Below are 20771 nucleotides of genomic sequence, written 5' to 3' on the forward strand. Positions count from 1 at the left end.
TGGCGATGACATCGATGGACCGCAGCCGCGAGTTCGCGGGAAAAACGGCGCTGATTACAGGGGCCGGCAAAGGAATCGGCCATGCGACCGCGCTGTTGATGGCCGCCCGCGGTGCGCGCGTGATCGCGGCAAGCCGTACCGAAGCGGACCTCGTCGCGCTGAAGCGAGAGATCGGTTGCGAGACGCTCTGCGTCGATCTCGCCGACGCGCACGAGGCACGCGAGGCCGCCCGTCGTGCCCAGCCCGTCGACCTGCTCGTCAACAATGCCGGCACCGTCGAGCTGCAGCCGTTCCTCGACACGACCGTCGACGCATTCGATTCGACGATGGCCGTCAACGTCCGCGCCGCGCTGATCGTCGCGCAGGAATGCGCGCGCAGCATGATCGCGCGTGAAGCGGGCGGCGCAATCGTCAACGTCTCGAGCATCTCGGCGCAGATCGGCCTGCCGCTGCATGCCTCGTACTGCGCGTCGAAGGCGGCGCTCGACGGCCTGACGCGTGTCATGGCCGTCGAGCTCGGCGAGCACGGCATCCGTGTCAACGCCGTCAATCCCGTCGTCACGCTGACGCCGATGGCGGTCAAAGCCTGGAGCGACCCGGACAAGGCGGCGCCGATGCGCGCGCGCATTCCGCTGCGCCGCTTCGCGGAGCCCGATGAAGTCGCGCGCACGATCGCTTATCTGCTCGGGGAGGACGCGAGCATGATCAACGGAGTCAGCTTCGCCGTAGACGGCGGTTTTCTTGCCGGATAACCCGCCGGCCGTTCGTTCGATCGGCCGGTACCCATCAGCAAAGGAAGAAAATGGAAGCCCTCGTTCTCGAAGAAGCGCGCCGCATCCGGCTGCGCCCCTTCACGTTGCCGCAAACCGTCGGGCCCCACGACGTCCGCATCCGCATTCACACGGTCGGCATCTGCGGCAGCGACATTCACTACTACCAGCACGGGCGCATCGGGCCATTCGTCGTCGACGAACCGATGGTGCTCGGCCATGAGGCGTCGGGCACGATCGTCGAAGTCGGCGACGAGGTCAGTCATCTGCAAGTCGGCGACCGCGTCGCCATGGAGCCCGGCGTCCCCGACATGAGTTCGCGCGCCGTGCGCGAAGGAATGTACAACCTCGATCCGAAGGTGCGCTTCTGGGCAACGCCTCCCGTTCACGGTTGTCTCGCACCGTTCGTCGTGCATCCGGCCGCCTTTACCTACAAGCTGCCCGACAACGTGAGCTTTGCCGAAGGCGCGATCGTCGAGCCGCTTTCGATCGGGCTGCAAGCCGCGACGAAAGCGTCGATCAAGCCGGGCGACGTCGCCGTCGTCCTCGGCGCCGGCACCATCGGCATGATGTGCGCGCTCGCCGCGCTCGCGGGCGGCTGCAGCCGCGCGATCGTCTGCGATCTCGTTCCCGAGAAGCTCGATCTGATCGGGGGGGTAACGGGCGTCACCTGCGTCGACATCCGCGAAAAAAGCGTGCGCGATGTCGTCGCCGAGCTCACCGACGGCTGGGGCGCGAACGTCGTTTTCGAGGCGAGCGGCAGCGAAAAGGCCTTCGAGGGGATCGTCGACCTGCTCTGCCCGGGGGGCTGCCTCGTACTCGTCGGCATGCCGCAGCACGCCGTTCCCGTCGATATCGTCGCATTGCAAGTCAAGGAGGCGCGGATCGAGTCGGTCTTCCGCTACGCGAACATGTTCCCGCGCGCGATCCAGTTGATCGCATCGGGTCGCGTCGACGTGAAACCGTTCATCTCGCGCTCGTTCCCGTTCTCGCGCGGCATCGAGGCGTTCGAAGAAGCGGCGAGCGGCAAGCCGACCGACGTCAAAGTCCAGATCGTCATGGAGTGATCGATGAGCGAATCGCCAGCAAACTCGCCGATGACCGCCGTCGTCTGTCATGCGCCGAACGACTACCGCGTCGAGCGCGTCGAGCGGCCGCGGCCGGGCCGTAATGAGATCGTCATCCGCATTGCCGCCTGCGGCATTTGCGCGAGCGATTGCAAATGCTATGCGGGCGCGAAGATGTTCTGGGGCGGGCCCAGCCCGTGGGTGAAGGCACCTGTGATTCCGGGGCATGAGTTCTTCGGCTACGTGGAAGAGCTCGGCGAAGGCGCGGCCGAGCACTTTGGCGTGAGCATCGGCGAGCGCGTGATCGCGGAGCAGATCGTGCCTTGCGGCAAGTGCCGATATTGCAAGTCGGGCCAGTACTGGATGTGCGAGGTCCACAACATCTTCGGCTTTCAGCGCGAGGTCGCGGACGGCGGCATGGCCGAGTACATGCGAATTCCCGCCACGGCGATCGTGCACAAGATTCCGCTCGGGATCTCGCTCGAAGACGCCGCCATCATCGAGCCGCTCGCCTGCGCGATCCATACGGTCAACCGCGGCGACATTCAGCTCGACGACGTCGTCGTCATTGCCGGCGCCGGCCCGCTCGGCTTGATGATGACGCAGGTGGCGCATTTGAAGACGCCGAAAAAGCTCGTCGTCGTCGATCTCGTCGACGAGCGGCTGGCGCTCGCGAGCGAATATGGCGCCGACGTCATCATCAATCCGCGCAAGGACGACGCGATCGCCATCGTGCGCTCGATCACCGATCAGTACGGGTGCGATGTCTACATCGAAACGACGGGTGCGCCGGCGGGCGTTCCGCAAGGACTGGAGATGATTCGCAAGCTCGGGCGCTTCGTCGAATTCTCGGTGTTCGGCGAGCAAACATCAGTCGATTGGTCCATCATCGGCGATCGCAAGGAGCTCGACCTACGAGGCGCGCACCTCGGGCCCTACTGCTACCCGATCGCGATCGACCTGCTCGCACGCGGGCTAGTGACGTCGAAAGGCATCGTCACGCACGGCTTCTCGCTCGAAGAGTGGGATGAGGCGATCAAGGTCGCTAACTCGCTCGATTCCATCAAGGTCTTGATGAAGCCGCGGCACAAGGAAAGACACTAGTGCCCTGTCCCGCATTTGCCTAAACGATCCGTTATCGATCGCCTCGAAAATCCTAGCAAAACTGTTGCTCTCCCCGTGTAAACCCGCGTGCGGAGAAGGGGACCGGCGCGCCGTAAATACGTGCAGCGGCGACCGGTGCAGCGCGGTTGCGCACACGCCCATCGGGCCGCCGCCCGGCAACGCAACACGAGCTTTCGAGGTCACGATGATCAAGCTTTCCAACTTCCGCCTGACGACGCGTATATCGGCGGGCTTCGCCATCATGACGCTGCTCGTGCTCTGCGCAAGCGCTATGGCCATATGGGCAGTCAAGGGCCTCGCAGCCGCGGCGGCGGCCGCCGACGGGGCGCGAATGGCCGACGCGCTTTTGCCCGTCGTCGGCATCGGCTCCACGATCGCCGTCGCGCTCGGCGCACTCCTCGGCTGGAGCATTCGGCGCAGCATCAAAGTCCCCGTGGAGAACGTCGTCGCCACGGTCGGCCGCATTGCCAATGGCGACCTCGCGACCAAAATCGAGTCGTCGGGCCGCGACGAGATCGCCTGGCTCAACTACGAGCTGAACCAGATGCGCAAAAAACTGCAGACGACGATCGCCGACGTGCGGCAGTCGGCCGAGACTGTAGCGCAGGCCTCCAATGAAATTGCCGCGGGCAACAACGACCTCAGCTCGCGCACCGAGCAGCAGGCGCTCAGCTTGCAGCGCACGGCGCACTCGGTTGCGTCGCTGACCGACGCCGTCAAGCACAATGCCGATCATGCCAAGCAGGCCAACGAGCTCGTTGCGCTCGCCAGTCAGGTCGCGACCGATGGCGGACGCACGATGACGGAGGTCGTGACGACGATGAGCGAGATCAACTCCAGCGCGACCAAAATCGGCGACATCATCGGCGTCATCGACAGCATTGCGTTTCAGACGAACATTCTCGCGCTGAACGCGGCCGTGGAAGCCGCGCGCGCCGGCGAGCAGGGACGCGGCTTTGCCGTCGTCGCGACGGAAGTGCGCGCGCTCGCTCAGCGCAGCGCGACCGCCGCGAAGGAGATCAACGAGCTCATCAGCAAGTCCGTCGAGCAAATCGAAGCCGGCGTGCGACTCGTCGACGTCGCCGGCAAGACGATGGAACAGATCGTGACGAGCGTGAAGGAGGCGGCACAGATCATGGGCGAGATCAGCACCGCGAGCGCCGCGCAGCGCTCGGGCATCGAGCAGATTCACGTCGAGATCGCGCAGATCGATAACGTCACGCAGCAAAACGCGGCGCTCGTCGAGCAGGCATCGGCCGCGGCCGGCTCGTTGCAGGAGCAGTCTCGCACGCTCGCCGAAGCAGTGCGGATCTTCCAGGTGAAGCAGGCGGGATAGCACTCCGAGCGCAGACTACGCGCAGATCGACTAGAAGGAGTGACGCATGCCGATTCGGATATCCGCCTGCGTCGAGGTGGTGGACGGCGCGAAGCTGTAGCCGATCACCGCGTCCACGCCGCTCGATGCCTTCAGGTAGTCGCCCGAAACATAGACGTCGGTGCGCTTCGACAGAAGGTAGTGCATTCCGGCCGAAACCTGGTTCCAGTGGTGCCCTTCGAAGCGTGTGTACTGATAGCCGCCGATCGCGCTGAAGGCGGGCGTCACTCGCCAGGACGCACCACCTTCGAGCACCTGCATGTGCGATGATTCGCCGAACCCCTTGATCGTCGTGTACGAGAAGTTGCCCATCAGGGTCACGGCACCGAGCGCGAAGCTTGAACCGATTCCGAACGTGCCTTGCTTGTCCACCGGGAAAGACGTACTCGAGTACAAATCGGTAATGGCACCGGTCGCGGGATCGACGCTGACCGTCGGTTTGCCGAGGAACGTGTGCGTGCCGATCATCGCATAAGGATCGAACGCGTAAATGCCATGCGGATTGTTCAACTGAGTGTAGGCCGCACCGATCGTGAAGTTTCCGTGCGCATAGTGGGCGCCGACACTGTACGCGCTATCCTCGTGAAAGTTGCCCGCCACGCCGCCGAAGGACCACATGCCTCCGAACTTCAGGCCGCTGATGTCCTTCGAGAGGAACTTGATCGAATTCGGCAGCCGATCGCCGTTGAACCGGTCGAAGTCGCCCTGATGGATGGCGTAGCCGCTTGCCCAGGCGGAGACGTTGTAGAGGAATACCATCTCCTCAGTCATATCGAGTTGATTGCCGAGCGATAAGGTGCCCCACCGGTTCGATAGGCCCACATAGGCTTGTCGCCCGAACTCAGCACCGCCGAACGCGAGCTTGCCGGTGCCGAGCTTGAAGCCGCTTTCGAGCGCGAACACCGCGGAGAGGCCGCCGCCGAGGTCTTCGGTGCCTGTCAGCCCCCAGCGGTTGCCGTATGAAACCCCATCGTCGAACTTGATCACATGTGAGCCGCCACTGTTGTTCACGTAGGTGATACCGGCGTCGAGAATGCCGTACAGCGTGACGCTGCTTTGGGCGTGGCTAAAAGTCGGTATGGATGCCAGGGCCAATGCAAGGCCGAATGATATCGGGGCAGGTAGTCTATTCATTTTTGTTTGCTCTCGCCAAGCGCAGCCTTGACTGCCTGCAATCCGTCGGCGCCCGTGGCCGTCGTCACGCCGTCGAGCCAAGGTCCGAGCAGGTTCGTATGAGTCTTGAGGGCATCGAGGGCGGCAGTGTTCACGTTGACCTTGTTCAACAGCACGTCGGCGATGATCTGATTTTCGAGCTCAACATTGAACGTCAATTGCCTGAACAGCTTTCCGAGGTTCGCGCACTGCCCCGCGAAGCCGGCGCGCGTCACCGTGTTCACCGTCGCGCCGCCATAATCAGGTCCAAAATACACGTCGCCGCCCGACAGGTAGGCCAGACGAAACTTCGTGTTCATCACGTGCGGCTCCCACGCCAGAAACACGATCCACTTCTTGTCGCGAACCGCGCGTGCGACCTGGGTCAGCATCGCGGTCTCGCTCGACGCGACGAGCGACCAACCGCCGAGCTCGAACGCCTTGTCGCCGATCATTTTCGTGATGTTTTGGTTGGCGGGGGCGCCCGGCTCGATGCCGTAGATCTTGTTGCCGAATTGCTCGCCATGCTTCGCGAGATCGGCAAACGAATGGACCCCGGCCGCCGCGACGTAATCGGGTACCGCGAGCGTGAACTTTGCACCGGTCAGATTGGCGTGCAGCACATCGATCGAGCGCTCGGCAATGAACGGTCTCACGAGTGGGGCCTGTGCCGGCATCCAGTTGCCGAGGAACACGTCGACCTGCCCTTTCTTCAAGCCTTCGTAGGTGATCGGCACCGAAAGGTTGGCGACGCTCTGGCGATAACCGAGCGCCTTCAGCAGCACACCTGTCACGGCGTTGGTCGCGTCGATATCGGTCCACCCGGGATCGGCCATGCGAACTTCGGTGCAACTGCCCGGCTCCGCCGCGCGCGTCGCGAGCGTGGGCAACACCGCGGCCACGAACAATATCGTGGATACGATGCTCCTCGCCCAATGGCGTTCGTTTCGTTTCATTTCCGCTCCTGCGTGGGGTTGCTTTGACTGCGTCTAGATTGGGGTTCCGTTGTGGCCGGCGGTCGTTTACTCGCGCACGATGCGAGGAAAGCGCGCCATCGCTTCCAGCGTGTCCAGTTCAATGTGATTGCGCATGTAGCGTTGGCTCGCGTCGGTGAACGGCTGCCAGTCCCACGACTGAATTCGTCCTTGTGTCGTCGCCGCGTAATGGAAACGCCGCCGGCGCTGGCTCACGCTGACCTCCCGATGCAACGCGTCGAGATCCCAACGCTGCGCGACTTCCGCGCGGAATGCCGCGACGCGTGGCGCGTGCGCCGGACTCCGCGCCAGATTGACGAGCTCGAGCGGGTCGGCCTCGACGTCGAACAGTTGATCGGGATCCGCCGGTGTATGGATGAACTTGTACGGCCCGCGTCGGATCATCACGATCGGTGCGATGGCGCCTTCGGCGAGATATTCGCCGAATGTTTCGTCATGTCCGCCGTCGTTGCGCAGATGCGGTACGAGGCTGCGGCCGTCCACCGGATCGGGCCATGCAGTCTCGCGCGCACCGGTTGCCAGCTCGACGAGCGTCGGCAGCAGATCGATTGTCGAGACCGATTCGGCCACCCTATGCGGCGCGAACTGCGTCGGCGCGTGCACGATCAGCGGTACGCGCGCCGCGTTCTCGAAGAACGTCATCTTGTACCAGAGGCCTCGCTCGCCGAGCATGTCGCCGTGGTCCGACGTAACGATGACGATGGTGTCGTCGGCAAATCCCGTTGCCTCGAGTGCGTCGAGCATCGCGCCGAACTGCGCATCCACGTATGAAAGCGCTCCATAGTACGCACGGCGTGCATGGCGGATTTGAACTTCGGTGGGCGGTGTACGGTCGTTCTCGCAGACGTGTCTCAGCCGCTTCGAATGCGCGTCGCTCTCGTCGTAGCCGAGCGTCACGCGCGGCAGATCGATGTCCTCGTCGCGATAGAGGTTCCAGAACGGCAATGGAATCGCGTACGGATCGTGAGGATGCGTCAGCGAAGCGACCAGACAGAACGGCCGCAGATCGCTGCCTGCCTGACGTTCGCGTGCCATGTCGTAGAGCTTCTGGCGCACGGTGAACGTCACTTCGTCGTCGAAATCGAGCTGGTTGGTACGCACGCACGGACCGGCATCGAGCACCGAGCTCATGTTGTGGTACCAGCTCGGCCGAGCTTCGGGCCGGTCCCAGTCGGGCACCCAGCCGAAATCCGCGGGATAAATGTCGGTCGTCAGGCGCTCTTCGAAACCGTGTAGCTGGTCGGGGCCGCAGAAATGCATCTTGCCGGACAGTACGGTGCGGTAGCCGGCCGCGCGCAGATAATGGGCGAACGTTAGGGTTTGGGCGGGGAATTCCGCGGCGTTGTCGTAGGCGCCAATCTTCGACGGCAGCTTGCCAGCCATTAGCGCAAAGCGCGACGGCGCGCAAAGCGGACTCGCGCAGTAGGCCGAGTCGAACACGACGCCGCCGCGCGCGAGCGCATCGATGCGCGGTGTCTTCGAGACGGTGTTGCCATACGACCGTAACGACGAAGTCGTCATCTGGTCCGCCATCAGGATGAGGATATTTTTTCTCGCGCTGGGATTCATGAACGGGGCCGATTAGAATCAGTTGCGAAACGGGGTGCACTCGCGGGCAGTCTTTGCCGTGCCTGGGGACTGCGCCCGCCGCTCGATCCGCGCTGCGTCCCGAGCGAGTGAGATCGAATATGTCGGCTCATTAATTGCGTGTGAAGTCGCCCACAACTTATGGCCCTATTAGGTGCGCTTATGTCTGGACACGATCGTTTGCCGCCGATGCAAGCGCTCTCCGTATTCGAGTCCGCGGCGCGACTGGCAAGCTTCACCGCCGCCGCGCGTGAGCTCGATTCGACGCAGCCGGCGGTCAGCCAGCGCATCGTCCAGCTCGAGGCGGACCTCGGCGCGCCGCTATTCGAACGCGGTCACCGCGGCGTAACGCTGACGCCCGAGGGTGAGCGCCTGTACGAGGCCGTCCGCCACAGCTTCACGACGATTCGCGATGCTGTGGCCGACATTCGATCGAGGCGCGCCAAGGGCGCGCTGACGATCCTCACGGACGCCGGCTTCGCCACTTACTGGCTGATGCCGCGCCTCACCGGCCTGCGGCGCTCGATGCCGGATCTCGACGTGAAGGTGGTCACATCGCAGCATGCGTTCGACCCTCGCCGCGACCGCGCGGACGTCGCGATAGCGTTCGGGGACGGCGATTGGGCGCCCTGCACGGCGACGCGCCTCTTTCCCGAGCAGGTGATTCCGGTCTGCTCGCCCGCGTTTCGCGCGGCACATTCGTCGCTCGCCGCACCCGCGGATCTGCGCGCCCTTCCGTTGCTGCATGTGCAGCCGACCGAGCCCAAGCGCTGGCTGGACTGGAACGGCTGGTTCAACGCTTATGGCATTGCCGCGCCGCCCGACGAACATGGCTTGACGTTCAACAGCTACGCGCTGGTCATGCACGCGGCACTGACCCACCAAGGCGTGGCGCTCGGCTGGTCGCCGCTCGTCGATGAGCTCATTGCGACCGGCCAGCTCGTGGCGCTCTTCGATACACCTGTTACGACGCCGCGGGGATATTTTCTGGTCTGCCCTCCAGCGCGCCCCGAAGCGCCCGCGGCGCCGGCTTTCCGGCGCTGGCTCTTCGCGGCTTGCGCGGCCGACGGGGCGTTCAATGCGGTCGCGCGCGCGCCGATCTGATTTCGACGTCACGTTTCGGCGCGAGACGTTCGCGCCAAGCGACGCGTCAATGCATCCAGTCTAATGCGGCTATTTAATCGTCGAAGCGATCAAGAAAATCGAAATATCGCCAATGCGAGATGCGACGTTTCATGTTGACTCCCGAATTTAATTGCGCATTTCTTTCCTCGGCACGTCGGACCGTGAGGAGTCTGTAGCAGCTTCAGCAGACACTTGGCAACGTTTTCTCCCACAACGTATTTGACGAGTTTTTTAGAGCTCGTATATGCTCCAAATACGTTGCCTTAGTCGAGGTCATCGTGAGAGCCCGAGGTCCTTTGATTAGATGGAATCGCACTCAGCCAGCGAGGTATCTTCGCGGTGATTGCGCCACAGCCGACGGTGGCGGCGGCACGCTTGAGTTTCGCCGGTGTTCGTCCGTCTCCACCGTCCTGTCCCGTCGCTGCGTGCGGCGCCTCAACGTCGTTTCGTCCCGCGCATTCGTTGCCGTCGATAAGGACGGCGTCGCCTCGCTGCTGCCGTAGCGTCTCTTTCGCCACCCCCCTTCCCTTCGCTGCACGCCCGGCGCATGGGCATCGGCGCGCACATCGCCTGACCGCCAGCCGGCGCGATCGATCCGTGCCGAACGTCTGGCTTTTCGCCACACGCGGCACCGTCCGCTGACGCGGCGTGCATGCTCCTCTTCCCGGCAACACGCGTTTCGCGCGTTGCCGCGGAGTCGCGTCGCCCCACGCTCGGCCTCAGGGCCTTGGGCGATGCGAGCCGGCACCATCAAACCAACGAGAACGATCATGTACGACATCGATGAATTCCTGAGAAAGCACCACGTCACCGAGATCGAGGCGATCATCCCCGACATGGCTGGCATCGCACGCGGCAAGATCATCCCGCGCAGCAAGTTCGAGTCGGGCGAGGCGATGCGCTTGCCGCAGGCCGTGATGATCCAGACGGTCACGGGCGACTACCCGGACGATAGCAGCCTCACCGGCGTAACGGACCCCGACATGGTCTGTGTGCCCGACCCGTCGACGATTCGGATGATTCCGTGGGCCGTCGACCCGACCGCGCAAGTCATCCACGACTGCGTCCACTTCGACGGCACGCCGGTCGCGATCTCGCCGCGTCATGTGTTGCGAAGCGTGCTCGAGCACTATGAAGCGAAGGGCTGGAGGCCCGTCGTCGCGCCGGAGCTCGAGTTCTATCTCGTCGACATGAACAAAGACCCGGACCTGCCGCTGCGCCCGCCCGTCGGTCGCACGGGTCGAGCGGAAACCGGGCGGCAGGCCTATTCGATCGAAGCCGTCAACGAGTTCGATCCGCTCTTCGAAGATATCTACGAGTACTGCGAGATCCAGGAGCTCGAGGTCGATACGCTGATTCACGAGGTAGGCGCGGCGCAGATGGAAATCAATTTCCTTCATGGCGATCCGCTCCATCTCGCCGACCGTGTATTCCTGTTCAAGCGCACCGTGCGCGAGGCGGCATTGCGTCATCACATGTATGCGACGTTCATGGCCAAGCCCATGGAAGGCGAGCCCGGTTCCGCGATGCACGTGCATCAAAGCCTCATCGACAAGGAGACCGGACGCAACCTGTTTACCGGAGGCGGCGGCGAGCCGACCGATATCTTCTATAGCTACCTCGCCGGCCTGCAAAAGTACACGCCCGCGCTCATGCCGATTTTCGCGCCCTACATCAACTCGTATCGCCGCCTGTCTCGCTTCATGGCAGCACCGATCAACGTGCAATGGGGCTACGACAATCGCACCGTCGGCTTTCGCATTCCACATTCGGCGCCGGCGGCGCGCCGGATCGAGAATCGGATACCGGGCGTGGACTGCAACCCCTATCTCGTGATCGCGGCCACGCTTGCGGCCGGCTATCTCGGCATCACGCAGCGTCTCACGCCGACGGAGCCGCTTGCGAGCAATGGTTATCGGATGCCCTATCAGCTGCCGCGCAACCTCGAGGAAGGCCTGACGCTGATGGCCGCATGCGAGCCGCTCGCGGGGATCCTCGGCGAGCCGTTCGTCAAAGCCTATCTGGTGCTGAAGGAGACCGAGTACGACGCGTTCTTCCGCGTGATCAGCTCTTGGGAACGCAGGCATCTGCTGCTCAACGTCTAAGCGAAGGAACCCAAATGAGCCACGAACTCGAAACCTCCGCCTGCCCGCCGCAGCGCGCCGGTGCCGCGCGCTCGGAGGCCGATGCCGCCGATATCGCCATGGCCCGCGCGAAGCTCGCCGGACTCCCGCAAGCGGCCACGACCCATACGCGCGGCACGGCCGAGTATCGGGCACTCGATGCCGCGCATCATCTCCATCCGTTCTCCGACATGGGCACGCTGAATCAGATCGGCAGTCGCGTCATCGTCAAAGCGAACGGTGTCTACCTGTGGGACTCCGACGGCAATCGCATCATCGACGGCATGGCCGGCCTCTGGTGCGTCAACGTGGGCTATGGACGGCAGGAGCTCGCCGACGCCGCCTATCGGCAGATGCGTGAGCTGTCCTACTACAACACGTTCTTCAAGACGACACATCCGCCGGTCATCGAGCTCTCGGCACTGCTTGCCGACCTCGCGCCCGAGCCATTCAATCACTTCTTCTATTGCAACAGCGGCTCGGAGGGAAACGATACGGTCCTGCGCATCGTCCATCGGTATTGGGCGACGCAGGGGCGGCCTGACAAGAAGTACGTCATCTCGCGGAGGAACGCCTATCACGGCTCGACGATCGCCGGCGCGACGCTCGGCGGCATGGACTACATGCATGAGCAGATGCGCGCGAAGGTCGACCATATCGTGCATATCGGTCAGCCCTACTTCTATGGCGAAGCGCCGGCCGATATGACGCCCGAAGCATTCGGTCTCGCGCGCGCTCGCGAACTCGAGGCAAAGATTCTCGAGCTCGGCGCCGAGAACGTCGCCGCCTTCATCGGCGAGCCGTTTCAAGGCGCGGGCGGCGTCATCTTTCCGCCATCGAGCTATTGGCCCGAGATCGAGCGCATATGCCGCAAGTACGACGTACTGCTCGTCGCGGACGAGGTGATCGGCGGGTTCGGTCGCACCGGCGAATGGTTCGCTCACCGATACTTCGGCGTCTCGCCCGACCTCATGACGCTCGCTAAGGGTCTGACGAGCGGCTATGTGCCGATGGGTGCGGTGGCGATCCACGATCGCATCGCGCGCGCCCTCATCGACAACGGCGAGTTCAATCACGGTCTGACCTACTCGGGACACCCCGTCGCGGCGGCCGTCGCGATCGCGAACCTGAAGCTCTTGCGCGATGAAGGGATCGTCGAACGTGTCCGGCATGAGGCAGGGCCCTACTTTCAGCGGTGTCTGCGCGAGGCCTTCGGCGGCCACCCGATCGTCGGCGAGGTGGTCGGCGCGGGGCTCGTCGCCGGGCTGCAGCTCGCCGAAGATCCTCGCGCACGCAAGCGCTTTGCCAACGGTGCGGAAGTGGGCCTGCTCTGCCGCGACTTCTGCTTCAACGGCAATCTGATCATGCGCGCCACGGGCGACCGCATGGTGCTCTCGCCGCCGCTCGTCGTCACGCATGATGAGATCGACGAGATCGTCGCGAAGGCCAAAACGGCGATCGATGCCACGGCGAAACAACTCGGTCTTCCGTAGCTGTGCGCCGAGCGCCGTCGTCCGTCTCGGCGCGCCACGCGCGGCGTGGCCGCCGGGCACATGCGTTGCGACGCTCAAACGCATGTCCCACCTCTCGAGGAGCATCGCATGGATTTACGCCGTCATCCCGACATCGCCACGCTGCTCTCACCGCGACAAGGCCCCTGCTTCACCCTCTGTCAACCGGTGCACGGCTCGTTTCCCGACAGCAAGCAAGACGTGCTCCGCTATCGGACTCTCCTCGGGCGGATGCGCGAGAATGCCAACGCCCGGCATCCGCGCGCGATCGTCGATCCCATCATCGCGCGGTTCGATGCGCTCATCAGTGAGCGCGGCTTCTGGGACCATACGTTCAAAGGTGTCGCCATCTACGGTGCGCCCGGCTTCTTCCATGTCGTGAAGCTTGCGGACGAAGTGCCCGAGCGCGCGGTGGTAGCCGATACCTTCTATCTGAAGCCGCTCATCGAGCAATTCCAGTTCGCCGACCCGTTCCAGTTGCTGCTGTTGTCGCGCCATCGCGCGGCGCTTTACGAAGGCACTACCCGTCACCTCGCGCCGGTTGAGCTCCATCGATCGATACCGCGCAGCGCGCTGGACGTGCCGACCACGATGCCCGAAAGCGAGGATCGCGCGCAAGGCGCGAAAGGCGGCGAAAACCGCGGCGACCGCTACACGGCGCATCACGGCGGCGGCTCGAAGCACGACGTCGTCAACGAGGACGAGGAACGCTTCTTCCGCGCCGTGGCGCGCGGCGTATGCGAACACCATTCACAACCCTCGCGGCTGCCGCTGTTGCTCGCCGCAACGCCCGAGCATCAGGCGCTGTTCCGACGCGTAACGACGAACCCCCATTTATTGCAGGAACGCATCGACCGATATCTCGGCGATGCAAAGGCTGACGAGCTGGCGGCCGTCGCCGCGCGTGCGCTCGCCTCCCGTTTCGAGCGGCCCGTCGAAGCGCGTCTCGAAGAATATCGCGAGGCCACGCAGAAAGCGCTTGCAACCGACGTAGCGGCGGAAGTCGTCGAAGCCGCCCATGAGGGCCGCGTCGATGCATTGCTCGTCGAAACCGACCGGCTACCTAACGGGCAGCCCAAGACGGAGGAGCAATTGGCCGAGCCGACGAACCGCGGTCATCGCGAAGTGGATACGTTGCTCAATGATGTCGCGCAGGAGGTGCTGCGCAACGGCGGCGAAGTCATCGTGCTGCCTGCGGAGCGGATGCCTTCTCGCACGGGACTCGCCGCCATCTATCGCTACCGTGCGCCGACGCAGGACGCTCGGGCCCCTGCTTAGCCAGTGAGCGCGCGCGGCGCTCCGACGCGCGTTCGCCGCCCACCATGGCCGCCGTCATTCGACGTCGGTCGCGGCGACGCGCCATGATTGCGCCGCGATCAATCGCGCGGCCTTGCGCCCGGCGTCCCACCAGACGACTCTCAACAGCGGCGCATATTGCGCAATGAAGATCGCTTGTACGGGATCGCTCTCGACGAAATGCGTGCAGGCGAGCCTCACGGCGGCCTGCGCCTTGTGTGCCGCCACTTGCTCGGGGCTGTCGTCATGCGTCGAGGGGTCGCGCATGACGAGACGCGGACCGTCGAACCCATGGCGCGCGAGCCAGCGGACCGTGCGCGCGCGGTCCATCTCGGGCCGGCCCGTCACGATCGCCTTCGTGCGCCCGAAATCGACCTCGGGAAGGTGCGCATAGGGCGGGAGCTCGTCCCGCTCGGCGAGCGCCGCGGCAAGGTCGGCCTCGTAGCGATGCGGCGGCACGTCGGGCAGCAGCACGCCGTCGAGATCGATCGCGTAGACGGCGAACTCATGGTCCTCGCCGATGGGGCCTGCGGTGCCGGCCCGCGTGCGTTGCCAGCTCGCGCGATAGGCGTCGGTATAGGCATGGCGCTCCCACGGCATCAGCGGAAAATAGCCGCGGCCGTCGATGCCGTAATCGGGCCGGATGCGGCTCAGATCGTCGTAGGCGACCGTCATCGTCTTGACGTCGAGACCGTGCCCATGGAGGAAATCAATGCAATCGACAAGGGTGTGGCCAGCGCCGGCGATGTCCTCGCATATCAACACTTTGCTGCCGGGCGGCGGAATCGGAATCGACGAATCCCACGAGACCCGCCGCGTCGCGCGTTCATAGCGCAACGATGAGTACGGGACGCCCGTGGCGTGAGACACCATCAGCGCCAGCGGCGCTCCGCCGCGCAAGACCCCGATCGCGCAGGCAAATGCTTCGCGAGCCAGGGTGGGCTGAAGCGAAGCGATCCATCGATCGATTTCATCGTAGGTGAACGGCAATACCGGCGTGTCCAGCGTTTCCAGCGTGTCCATGTCGAAGGCGGATCCAGAGGCGGGCATCCGACAGTCTAGCTCAGACCTCGCTCATCCCTCGTCGGCGCCATTCGAAGGGACTTCCTGCGCCGCCACGCGCGCCGCCTTCTTCTGGGGAACGAATCCACCATACTCGCGCTCGAGGGCAGGCGCCGCATGCTCGAGCAGAAACCGTCTGAACAGCACGCACGTCGGCGAAAGCTGCTTCGTGCGCATGTGTACGATCTGCCAGGTTCGCTCGATGGGCGTGCCGTTCACGTCGAGCAGCGCAAGCTCCGCCGAACGCAACTCGAGCAGCAGTGTGTGCAGCGAAATCAGGCTCACGCCCATGCCCGCGATGACGGCCTGCTTGATCGTCTCGTTGCTGCCGAGCGTGACGATCTTCGCTGGCGTGAAAAGGTGCTGACGAAACATTTCCTCGGCCGCCATGCGCGTGCCGGAGCCCGGCTCGCGCAACAGGAAAGTGTCGCCGCGCAACTCCTGCAGGTCGAAGCGCCGCGCGCCGACGAGCGGATGTGTGAGCGGCGCGATGAGGACTTGGGGATGCCGGGCGAGCGGCTCGGTCACGGTATCGAGCTCGGCGGGCGGCCGCCCCATCAGCGCGAGGTCGATGGCATTGTCCTGCAGCAGGCGCAGCAGCATCTCGCGATTGCCCACCGAGAAGTGGACGTCGACCTTCGGATATTGCTTCGAATAGAGCGCGAGCAGCTTGGGCGCGAAGTAAGTCGCGGAACTGACGATGCCGACCGCAATGGACCCGCTGTCGGCAAGCTGAAGCGACATCATCGCGTCTTCGGCATCCTTGATCTCGCCGAGGATGCGGCTCGCGTGATGCGTGAGACGCTCACCGGCCTCGGTCAGCGTGAGCTTGCGCGCGACGCGCTCGAACAAGGCGAGCCCGATCGCCTCCTCGAGTTGACGAATCTGCATCGATATCGCGGGCTGCGTCAGATGCAGCTCCTCCGCCGCGCGCGCGAAGCTTGCGTGGCGACTCGCGACGATGAAGATTTGCAGCTGCCGCAGAGTCAGCGAGCGAATGAAGTTCACGGTCGGCCCTTACATCGTGCAGGGAGGGGAAGCGACGGCGCGCGGGCCGAACCGCCGCGGGCACCGCCAAGCGGACACCCGCGTGCTGAGGCTATCGGCTCGCCCGCGGCGCGCCGGAAGACTTCTCGGGTGCCGTCTTGCCGGACTCGGGCAACTTGCGCACGGCAGCCTGGAACGTCAACGTCTCGGTGCTCAGCGGATGCACGAAGTCGTTGTTCGGGCCCGGCACTTCGGTGCGAATCCGCGCGACCCCGCCCGGCAATGCATCGGCGAGCTCGAAGGTATAGCGTTTGCCGGTGTACTGCCGGAATCGATCGGCGTTCGGATCGTCGAGATAGGGCTGGACGACGATCTGCCGCACGGCGACGGGCTTGCCGCCGATGCGGCTCATCGCCGACGCGATCTTCGGCCCTTGCGCGAGCGCGAGCCGCAAGCGCTGCTGGAAGTAGCGCTTCTGCCCGCCGGTCAGCGTTTGCATCTCGGTGATGTCGCGCTCGAGAAAGTAAATGATGACCGGGTTGCACGGCAGCCCGCTCGTCGGCAACGGCACCGCGCCGCTGTGATCGGAGACTTTCGCGTCGCCCTTCGTGTTGCCCTGGCTCGTGACGAGCACGCGCACGACGTCTGCCGCGCCCGCGTCTTTCCCCGAGGCTTCCATCGCGTAGTCGAGCTCCGTCTGCGGCGCGACATCGTGCAGATGGTCGGTCGTGAAAATGAGCTTCTCGGCCGGCGTGATTTCGGTCGACGGCTGCGACGCCGCGGAGGCGGCCTCGTTCGTCGCGCCGCGCGCGGCGAGCGGGCCCAGTGCGCCCGCTACGGCGAGCGCCAGCAGCGACGCGAACGCGCTTGCGCGGGAAATGCGGCTCAACGGCCGCCGTACGCGTTTCATCGCTTAGTCGCCTGCCTTTTTCTCGTCGGGCGTATCGATCGGCTTGAGGAGCGGCACGTTGTAGCTCGTGAGAATCCGGTCGATCTTGTCCTGGTTCGCGCCGATCCATTGATCGACCTTGTCGTGCCACGCCTTTTCGCCGTGGCGCACCCCCATAGAGATTCGATAGTCGAAGTGGATGTCCTTTTCCGGCGGGAACGGAACGACCCTGACCGCATCGCCGGCACGCTTCGCGAAGTAAGCGCCGATGGGCCCCCAGATGAATGCGACGTCGATCTTGCCGGCCGTGAGGTCACGCTCGATCAGCTCGCCGGGATAAGCCGCCGGATCGCCGCTTTGCACTTGATACGAGTAGGCCTGATCGATCAGGTTGTGCGCGAGCAGCCAGTCCACCGCAGGCGTCTGCGAAAAGATGCCGAAGTGCAGCTTGTGCAGTTCATCAGGAGGCAACCGCAACAGATCGTCGGGCGTCTTGATGTTGGCATACTCCGGCTTGTTGGGCACCACCATGATGTACGTCGAATGCAGGTAGGGCTGCGTCGTCGCCGTCAGGTCATAGCCTTTCGGCACACCGATGATGAGATCGCACTTGAAGCGCTCGCTATTCGGCAGCTTTTCGCGCAGCGTATGGCGCACGAAGCCCATGCGCTGAGGGAAGTAGGTGTACTCGACTTTGTAGCCGAAATCGTGGGCCATCTCGGCCGCAATCTTGTTCTCGTAGCCTTCGCCCTTGTCGTTCGAGAGCGGCATGTTGTTCGGATCGGCGCAAACTCTCAGCACGCCGTCCGCGCCGTCGTTGTTCGGCAACGTTGGGCCGTCCGCGCGCACAGCCGCGCTCGCAAGCGCGGTGGCGCCGAGCGCCACGATCAAAAGCGCGGTATGCGCGGATATTCGTTTGCTGTGACGCATCGATGACCTCCGCAAAGATGGACAACCCTATGCTCGCATCCGCGCGCCGCCCGCTCCGTCACATCCGCAACGGGGGCGCAGGCATTCGGCGCAGGGTTTATTTTCCGTCGTCGAGCAGTTTCAGATCGCCGGGAGGAATCTTGCCGTCCGAACGCCCTTTCAGATAGGCGTAGAGATTCTCCCAATTCTTTTGCATCCTCTCGCTCGAGCTGAAGTCGGGCATACCCTTGGCCACACGGCCGCCGAAAACCGTGCGATGAAATTCGTTCTTGTCGATCTGCTTCAGTGCGTCGATGAGCGACGGTCCCACCATTCCCTGCTGCTGAGCGCCGTGACAGCGCTCACAATCGAGGGCTCGCCACGTATGCCAGCCGTCGAACGTCTTCTTGTCGACCGCGTTGCCTTCGACTTTGTATGCCACCTGTTCGGCCATCGCCGGTTTCGACTGCGCATAGACAACCGGCAATGCGACGACGGCGACAGTCATTGTCGTCAGCAACAAGATTGAGCGGCCTTTCATACCAACGTCTCCTTCATTGTGATGCCCTGACACACTTGGCTTTGCGCGGGCGCGAGTAAAAAACGATGCCGGTGCAGCGAGCCGCGAACTCGCCATCAGGACACCGGCCGCCGCGCGGCCGGCCGCCTCAAAGCGGCCGGCGACGCGCGGCGTCCAACGACTTCCAACTCCTGCCGGCTAGCGCCGGTTTCAGCTCTTTTCGGCCGAAGGCAGCGCGAAGATGAAGAGCGTGCCGCCGAGCGCGGTGTACTTCGCGAGTTCACGATAGCCGCCCACGGCGCCGAGACCTTCGCTCGACTTCTTCAGACCCGCGGCGAGACCAATGCCGGCCCACCCGCCGATGCCCGAGTACACGCCGACGTACTGCTTGCCGTCATACTCATAGGTAAAGACGTTGCCGATGATCCCCGAAGGCGTCTTGAACTTCCAGAGCTCCTTGCCGGTCTTGACGTCGACTGCCTTGAGGTAGCCCTCGAGCGTGCCATAGAAAGCCACGCCGCCCGCCGTCGTCAGCGCACCGGACCAGACCGAGAACTTCTCGGGCTTGGACCAGACGATCTTGCCCTTCGCCGCATCCCACGCGATGAAGTTGCCCATCGAGTTTTCGATCGTTTTGCCAGCGTTCGGCCCGCCCTTGCCCGGATCGCTCGGCCCCGGGAACATCTCGAGCGTCGCCCCGACGTACGGCTGGCCAGCTGTGTAATCGACCTCGAACGGCTCATAGTTCATGCAGACGTGGTTCGTCGGCACGAGGAAGAGGTTCGTTTGCGGATCGAACGAAGCCGGTTGCTCGTCCTTCGAGCCCAGCGCCGACGGGCAGATATTCTTGACGTTGTGATCCGCGCCGGCAGCTTGCGTCGAATAGGCGGCAACGCGCACCGGAAGACCGCTCTTCATGTCGATGCTCGAGGCCCAGTTGACGGCCGGGTCATACTTCTGCGCGACGAGCAACTGGCCTGTTTCTCGATTCAACGTATAGCCGAAGCCGTTGCGGTCGAAGTGCACGAGCGAGGGCACCTTGCTGCCGTTGATCGTCAGGTCGGCCAGGATCACTTCATTGACGCCGTCGTAGTCCCATTCGTCATGCGGCGTCATCTGATAGACCCACTTCGCTACGCCCGTATTCAAATCGCGAGCAAAGATCGACATCGACCACTTGTTGTCGCCCGGCCGCTGCGTCGGGTTCCACGTACCGGGGTTGCCCGTACCGTAGTAGACGAGGTTCAGCTTCGGATCGTACGAATACCAACCCCAGGTCGTCCCACCGCCGAGCTTCCACTGATCGCCCTTCCACGACTTCAACGAAGAGTCCGCACCGACCGGCACCATCTTGCCGTCGGAATAGGTCATCGTCTTTTCGGGGTCGATCAGCATCTCGTTGTCGGGACCGGTGCTGTACGCGGTCCAGGCCGGCTTGCCGTCCTTGATGTTGTAGGCGACGACACGGCCGCGCACGCCGAACTCGCCGCCCGAGATGCCGGTCAGCACCTTGTCGCCGAATACGTGCGGAGCGTTCGTGTTCGTTTCACCCTTCTTCGGATCGCCGTTCTTCGCTGTCCAGACGACGTCGCCCGTCTTCGCGTTCAGCGCGACGAGCGTCGTGTCGGCCTGTTGCAGGAAGATCTTGCCGTCGCCATAGGCGAGACCGCGATTGACCGTGTCGCAGCACATCACCGAAACGACCTGGTCCTCCTGCTTCGGCTCGTACACCCATAGGAACGTCTGATCCTTGAGGCTGATCGCTGTCACCTTGTTTGGAAACGGCGTATGCATATACATCGTGTCGCCGATGACGAGCGGCGAGCCTTCGTGACCGCGCAGCACACCCGTGGACATCGTCCACGCGACCTGCAGGTTCTTCACGTTGTTCGCGTTGATCTGCTTGAGCGTGCTGTACCTGTGATTCGCGTAGTCGCCGGCCTGGGAAGCCCAGTTCGACGTGTTCTTCATTGCTGCATCGAGATCGGGATCGGCTTGCGCCAGCATCGAATTGAGGCCCGCGGTAACGACGATCGCGAGCCCAAGAACCATGGTGCGTAAGTTCATGTCTCCTCCAGAATTGTCTTGCTGTTCAACTCACGAACGAATGACCCACGCTACCTCATCGCACCGGGCGCGCCATCACGGATGCGGGTAACGATCCACGCCGCTCACCTGCTTCTTTTTGTCGGCTCTCTCCTGCTCCGTGCTGCGTGAGAGCCGTTCCGTTATGCTCATCGCTGCTGCTCGACTTGCCGCTTGCGCTTTGGGCGGCAGG

The 20771-nt window shown here is 63.7% G+C and carries 18 protein-coding genes; 9 read left to right on the forward strand and 9 right to left on the reverse strand.

The features are described from left to right. Window positions 1-5 precede the first annotated feature (5 nt). The 4 genes from AB4Y31_RS17460 to AB4Y31_RS17475 all read left to right on the forward strand — a co-directional run bounded on the left by AB4Y31_RS17460 (window position 6) and on the right by AB4Y31_RS17475 (window position 4298). Window positions 6-752 carry an SDR family oxidoreductase gene (locus tag AB4Y31_RS17460; RefSeq protein ID WP_368674984.1) on the forward strand — a complete coding sequence of 249 codons (747 nt, stop codon included), beginning with the start codon at window positions 6-8 and terminating at the stop codon, window positions 750-752. A gap of 50 nt (window positions 753-802) precedes the next feature. Further along, window positions 803-1837 (forward strand): NAD(P)-dependent alcohol dehydrogenase, encoded by a 1035-nt coding sequence (locus AB4Y31_RS17465; RefSeq protein WP_368674985.1) that lies wholly within the window; start codon window positions 803-805, stop codon window positions 1835-1837. Window positions 1838-1840: 3 nt separating this feature from the next. Continuing rightward, window positions 1841-2941 (forward strand): alcohol dehydrogenase catalytic domain-containing protein, encoded by a 1101-nt coding sequence (locus AB4Y31_RS17470; protein WP_368674986.1) that lies wholly within the window; start codon window positions 1841-1843, stop codon window positions 2939-2941. 205 nt (window positions 2942-3146) lie between these two features. Further along, window positions 3147-4298, forward strand: coding sequence for a methyl-accepting chemotaxis protein (locus AB4Y31_RS17475; protein ID WP_368674987.1), 1152 nt, complete (start codon window positions 3147-3149; stop codon window positions 4296-4298). A gap of 30 nt (window positions 4299-4328) precedes the next feature. On the opposite strand, the gene AB4Y31_RS17480 is transcribed toward AB4Y31_RS17475, so the two are convergent. From AB4Y31_RS17480 to betC, 3 genes are all read right to left on the reverse strand, one after another. Further along, complete coding sequence (locus AB4Y31_RS17480; RefSeq protein WP_368674988.1) at window positions 4329-5471, reverse strand: porin; 1143 nt, start codon at window positions 5469-5471, stop codon at window positions 4329-4331. Further along, window positions 5468-6445, reverse strand: coding sequence for a choline ABC transporter substrate-binding protein (choX, locus tag AB4Y31_RS17485; RefSeq protein WP_368674989.1), 978 nt, complete (start codon window positions 6443-6445; stop codon window positions 5468-5470). Before choX ends, AB4Y31_RS17480 begins: the two co-directional genes overlap by 4 nt. A 66-nt stretch (window positions 6446-6511) precedes the next feature. Next, entirely contained in the window at window positions 6512-8053 is a 1542-nt protein-coding gene (gene betC / locus AB4Y31_RS17490) for a choline-sulfatase (protein WP_368674990.1), read from the reverse strand. A 180-nt stretch (window positions 8054-8233) separates the two neighbouring features. Here betC and AB4Y31_RS17495 point away from each other — a divergent pair, with 180 nt between their 5' ends. From AB4Y31_RS17495 to AB4Y31_RS17515, 5 genes are all read left to right on the forward strand, one after another. Beyond that, window positions 8234-9175 (forward strand): LysR family transcriptional regulator, encoded by a 942-nt coding sequence (locus AB4Y31_RS17495; protein ID WP_368674991.1) that lies wholly within the window; start codon window positions 8234-8236, stop codon window positions 9173-9175. Window positions 9176-9474: 299 nt separating this feature from the next. Next, entirely contained in the window at window positions 9475-9699 is a 225-nt protein-coding gene (locus tag AB4Y31_RS17500; RefSeq protein WP_368674992.1) for a hypothetical protein, read from the forward strand. A 267-nt stretch (window positions 9700-9966) separates the two neighbouring features. After that, the gene (locus tag AB4Y31_RS17505) at window positions 9967-11301 is read left to right on the forward strand and encodes a glutamine synthetase family protein (protein ID WP_368674993.1); all 1335 of its coding nucleotides are present in this window, start codon (window positions 9967-9969) and stop codon (window positions 11299-11301) included. Between the two features lie 98 nt (window positions 11302-11399). Further along, a complete protein-coding gene (locus AB4Y31_RS17510; RefSeq protein WP_368675322.1) occupies window positions 11400-12812 on the forward strand; it encodes an aspartate aminotransferase family protein in 1413 nt (470 codons plus the stop codon). A 108-nt stretch (window positions 12813-12920) separates the two neighbouring features. Next, window positions 12921-14108: a hypothetical protein gene (locus AB4Y31_RS17515; protein WP_368674994.1), complete on the forward strand. Its 1188-nt coding sequence runs from the start codon at window positions 12921-12923 to the stop codon at window positions 14106-14108. 54 nt (window positions 14109-14162) lie between these two features. Here the strand turns inward: AB4Y31_RS17515 and AB4Y31_RS17520 are convergent, their stop codons facing one another. The 6 genes from AB4Y31_RS17520 to AB4Y31_RS17545 all read right to left on the reverse strand — a co-directional run bounded on the left by AB4Y31_RS17520 (window position 14163) and on the right by AB4Y31_RS17545 (window position 20545). Then, on the reverse strand, window positions 14163-15131 hold the full coding sequence (locus tag AB4Y31_RS17520; RefSeq protein WP_368675323.1) for a phosphoribosyltransferase family protein: 969 nt from the start codon (window positions 15129-15131) through the stop codon (window positions 14163-14165). A gap of 69 nt (window positions 15132-15200) precedes the next feature. Further along, complete coding sequence (locus AB4Y31_RS17525; RefSeq protein WP_368674995.1) at window positions 15201-16196, reverse strand: LysR family transcriptional regulator; 996 nt, start codon at window positions 16194-16196, stop codon at window positions 15201-15203. Window positions 16197-16287: 91 nt separating this feature from the next. Beyond that, a complete protein-coding gene (locus AB4Y31_RS17530; protein ID WP_368674996.1) occupies window positions 16288-17085 on the reverse strand; it encodes a hypothetical protein in 798 nt (265 codons plus the stop codon). A gap of 3 nt (window positions 17086-17088) precedes the next feature. After that, entirely contained in the window at window positions 17089-17994 is a 906-nt protein-coding gene (locus AB4Y31_RS17535; protein WP_018438873.1) for a substrate-binding domain-containing protein, read from the reverse strand. Between the two features lie 97 nt (window positions 17995-18091). Continuing rightward, on the reverse strand, window positions 18092-18514 hold the full coding sequence (locus tag AB4Y31_RS17540; RefSeq protein WP_018438874.1) for a c-type cytochrome: 423 nt from the start codon (window positions 18512-18514) through the stop codon (window positions 18092-18094). 189 nt (window positions 18515-18703) lie between these two features. After that, a complete protein-coding gene (locus AB4Y31_RS17545; protein WP_368675324.1) occupies window positions 18704-20545 on the reverse strand; it encodes a methanol/ethanol family PQQ-dependent dehydrogenase in 1842 nt (613 codons plus the stop codon). Window positions 20546-20771 lie beyond the last annotated feature (226 nt).

It is taken from the genome of Trinickia sp. EG282A (assembly GCF_040965455.1).
GTDB classification, from domain to species: Bacteria; Pseudomonadota; Gammaproteobacteria; order Burkholderiales; family Burkholderiaceae; genus Trinickia; species Trinickia symbiotica.

What these genes read in the sequence shown, in the direction of transcription:
- AB4Y31_RS17495 (WP_368674991.1), top strand. Translation starts at nt 8,234, where the DNA reads ATGTCTGGACACGATCGTTTGCCGCCGATGCAAGCGCTCTCCGTATTC.
- AB4Y31_RS17475 (WP_368674987.1), top strand. Translation starts at nt 3,147, where the DNA reads ATGATCAAGCTTTCCAACTTCCGCCTGACGACGCGTATATCGGCGGGC.
- AB4Y31_RS17540 (WP_018438874.1), bottom strand. Translation starts at nt 18,514, where the DNA reads ATGAAAGGCCGCTCAATCTTGTTGCTGACGACAATGACTGTCGCCGTC.
- AB4Y31_RS17480 (WP_368674988.1), bottom strand. Translation starts at nt 5,471, where the DNA reads ATGAATAGACTACCTGCCCCGATATCATTCGGCCTTGCATTGGCCCTG.
- AB4Y31_RS17460 (WP_368674984.1), top strand. Translation starts at nt 6, where the DNA reads ATGACATCGATGGACCGCAGCCGCGAGTTCGCGGGAAAAACGGCGCTG.
- AB4Y31_RS17470 (WP_368674986.1), top strand. Translation starts at nt 1,841, where the DNA reads ATGAGCGAATCGCCAGCAAACTCGCCGATGACCGCCGTCGTCTGTCAT.
- choX (WP_368674989.1), bottom strand. Translation starts at nt 6,445, where the DNA reads ATGAAACGAAACGAACGCCATTGGGCGAGGAGCATCGTATCCACGATA.
- AB4Y31_RS17530 (WP_368674996.1), bottom strand. Translation starts at nt 17,085, where the DNA reads ATGAAACGCGTACGGCGGCCGTTGAGCCGCATTTCCCGCGCAAGCGCG.
- AB4Y31_RS17545 (WP_368675324.1), bottom strand. Translation starts at nt 20,545, where the DNA reads ATGGTTCTTGGGCTCGCGATCGTCGTTACCGCGGGCCTCAATTCGATG.
- AB4Y31_RS17535 (WP_018438873.1), bottom strand. Translation starts at nt 17,994, where the DNA reads ATGCGTCACAGCAAACGAATATCCGCGCATACCGCGCTTTTGATCGTG.
- AB4Y31_RS17465 (WP_368674985.1), top strand. Translation starts at nt 803, where the DNA reads ATGGAAGCCCTCGTTCTCGAAGAAGCGCGCCGCATCCGGCTGCGCCCC.
- AB4Y31_RS17510 (WP_368675322.1), top strand. Translation starts at nt 11,400, where the DNA reads ATGGCCCGCGCGAAGCTCGCCGGACTCCCGCAAGCGGCCACGACCCAT.
- AB4Y31_RS17515 (WP_368674994.1), top strand. Translation starts at nt 12,921, where the DNA reads ATGGATTTACGCCGTCATCCCGACATCGCCACGCTGCTCTCACCGCGA.
- betC (WP_368674990.1), bottom strand. Translation starts at nt 8,053, where the DNA reads ATGAATCCCAGCGCGAGAAAAAATATCCTCATCCTGATGGCGGACCAG.
- AB4Y31_RS17505 (WP_368674993.1), top strand. Translation starts at nt 9,967, where the DNA reads ATGTACGACATCGATGAATTCCTGAGAAAGCACCACGTCACCGAGATC.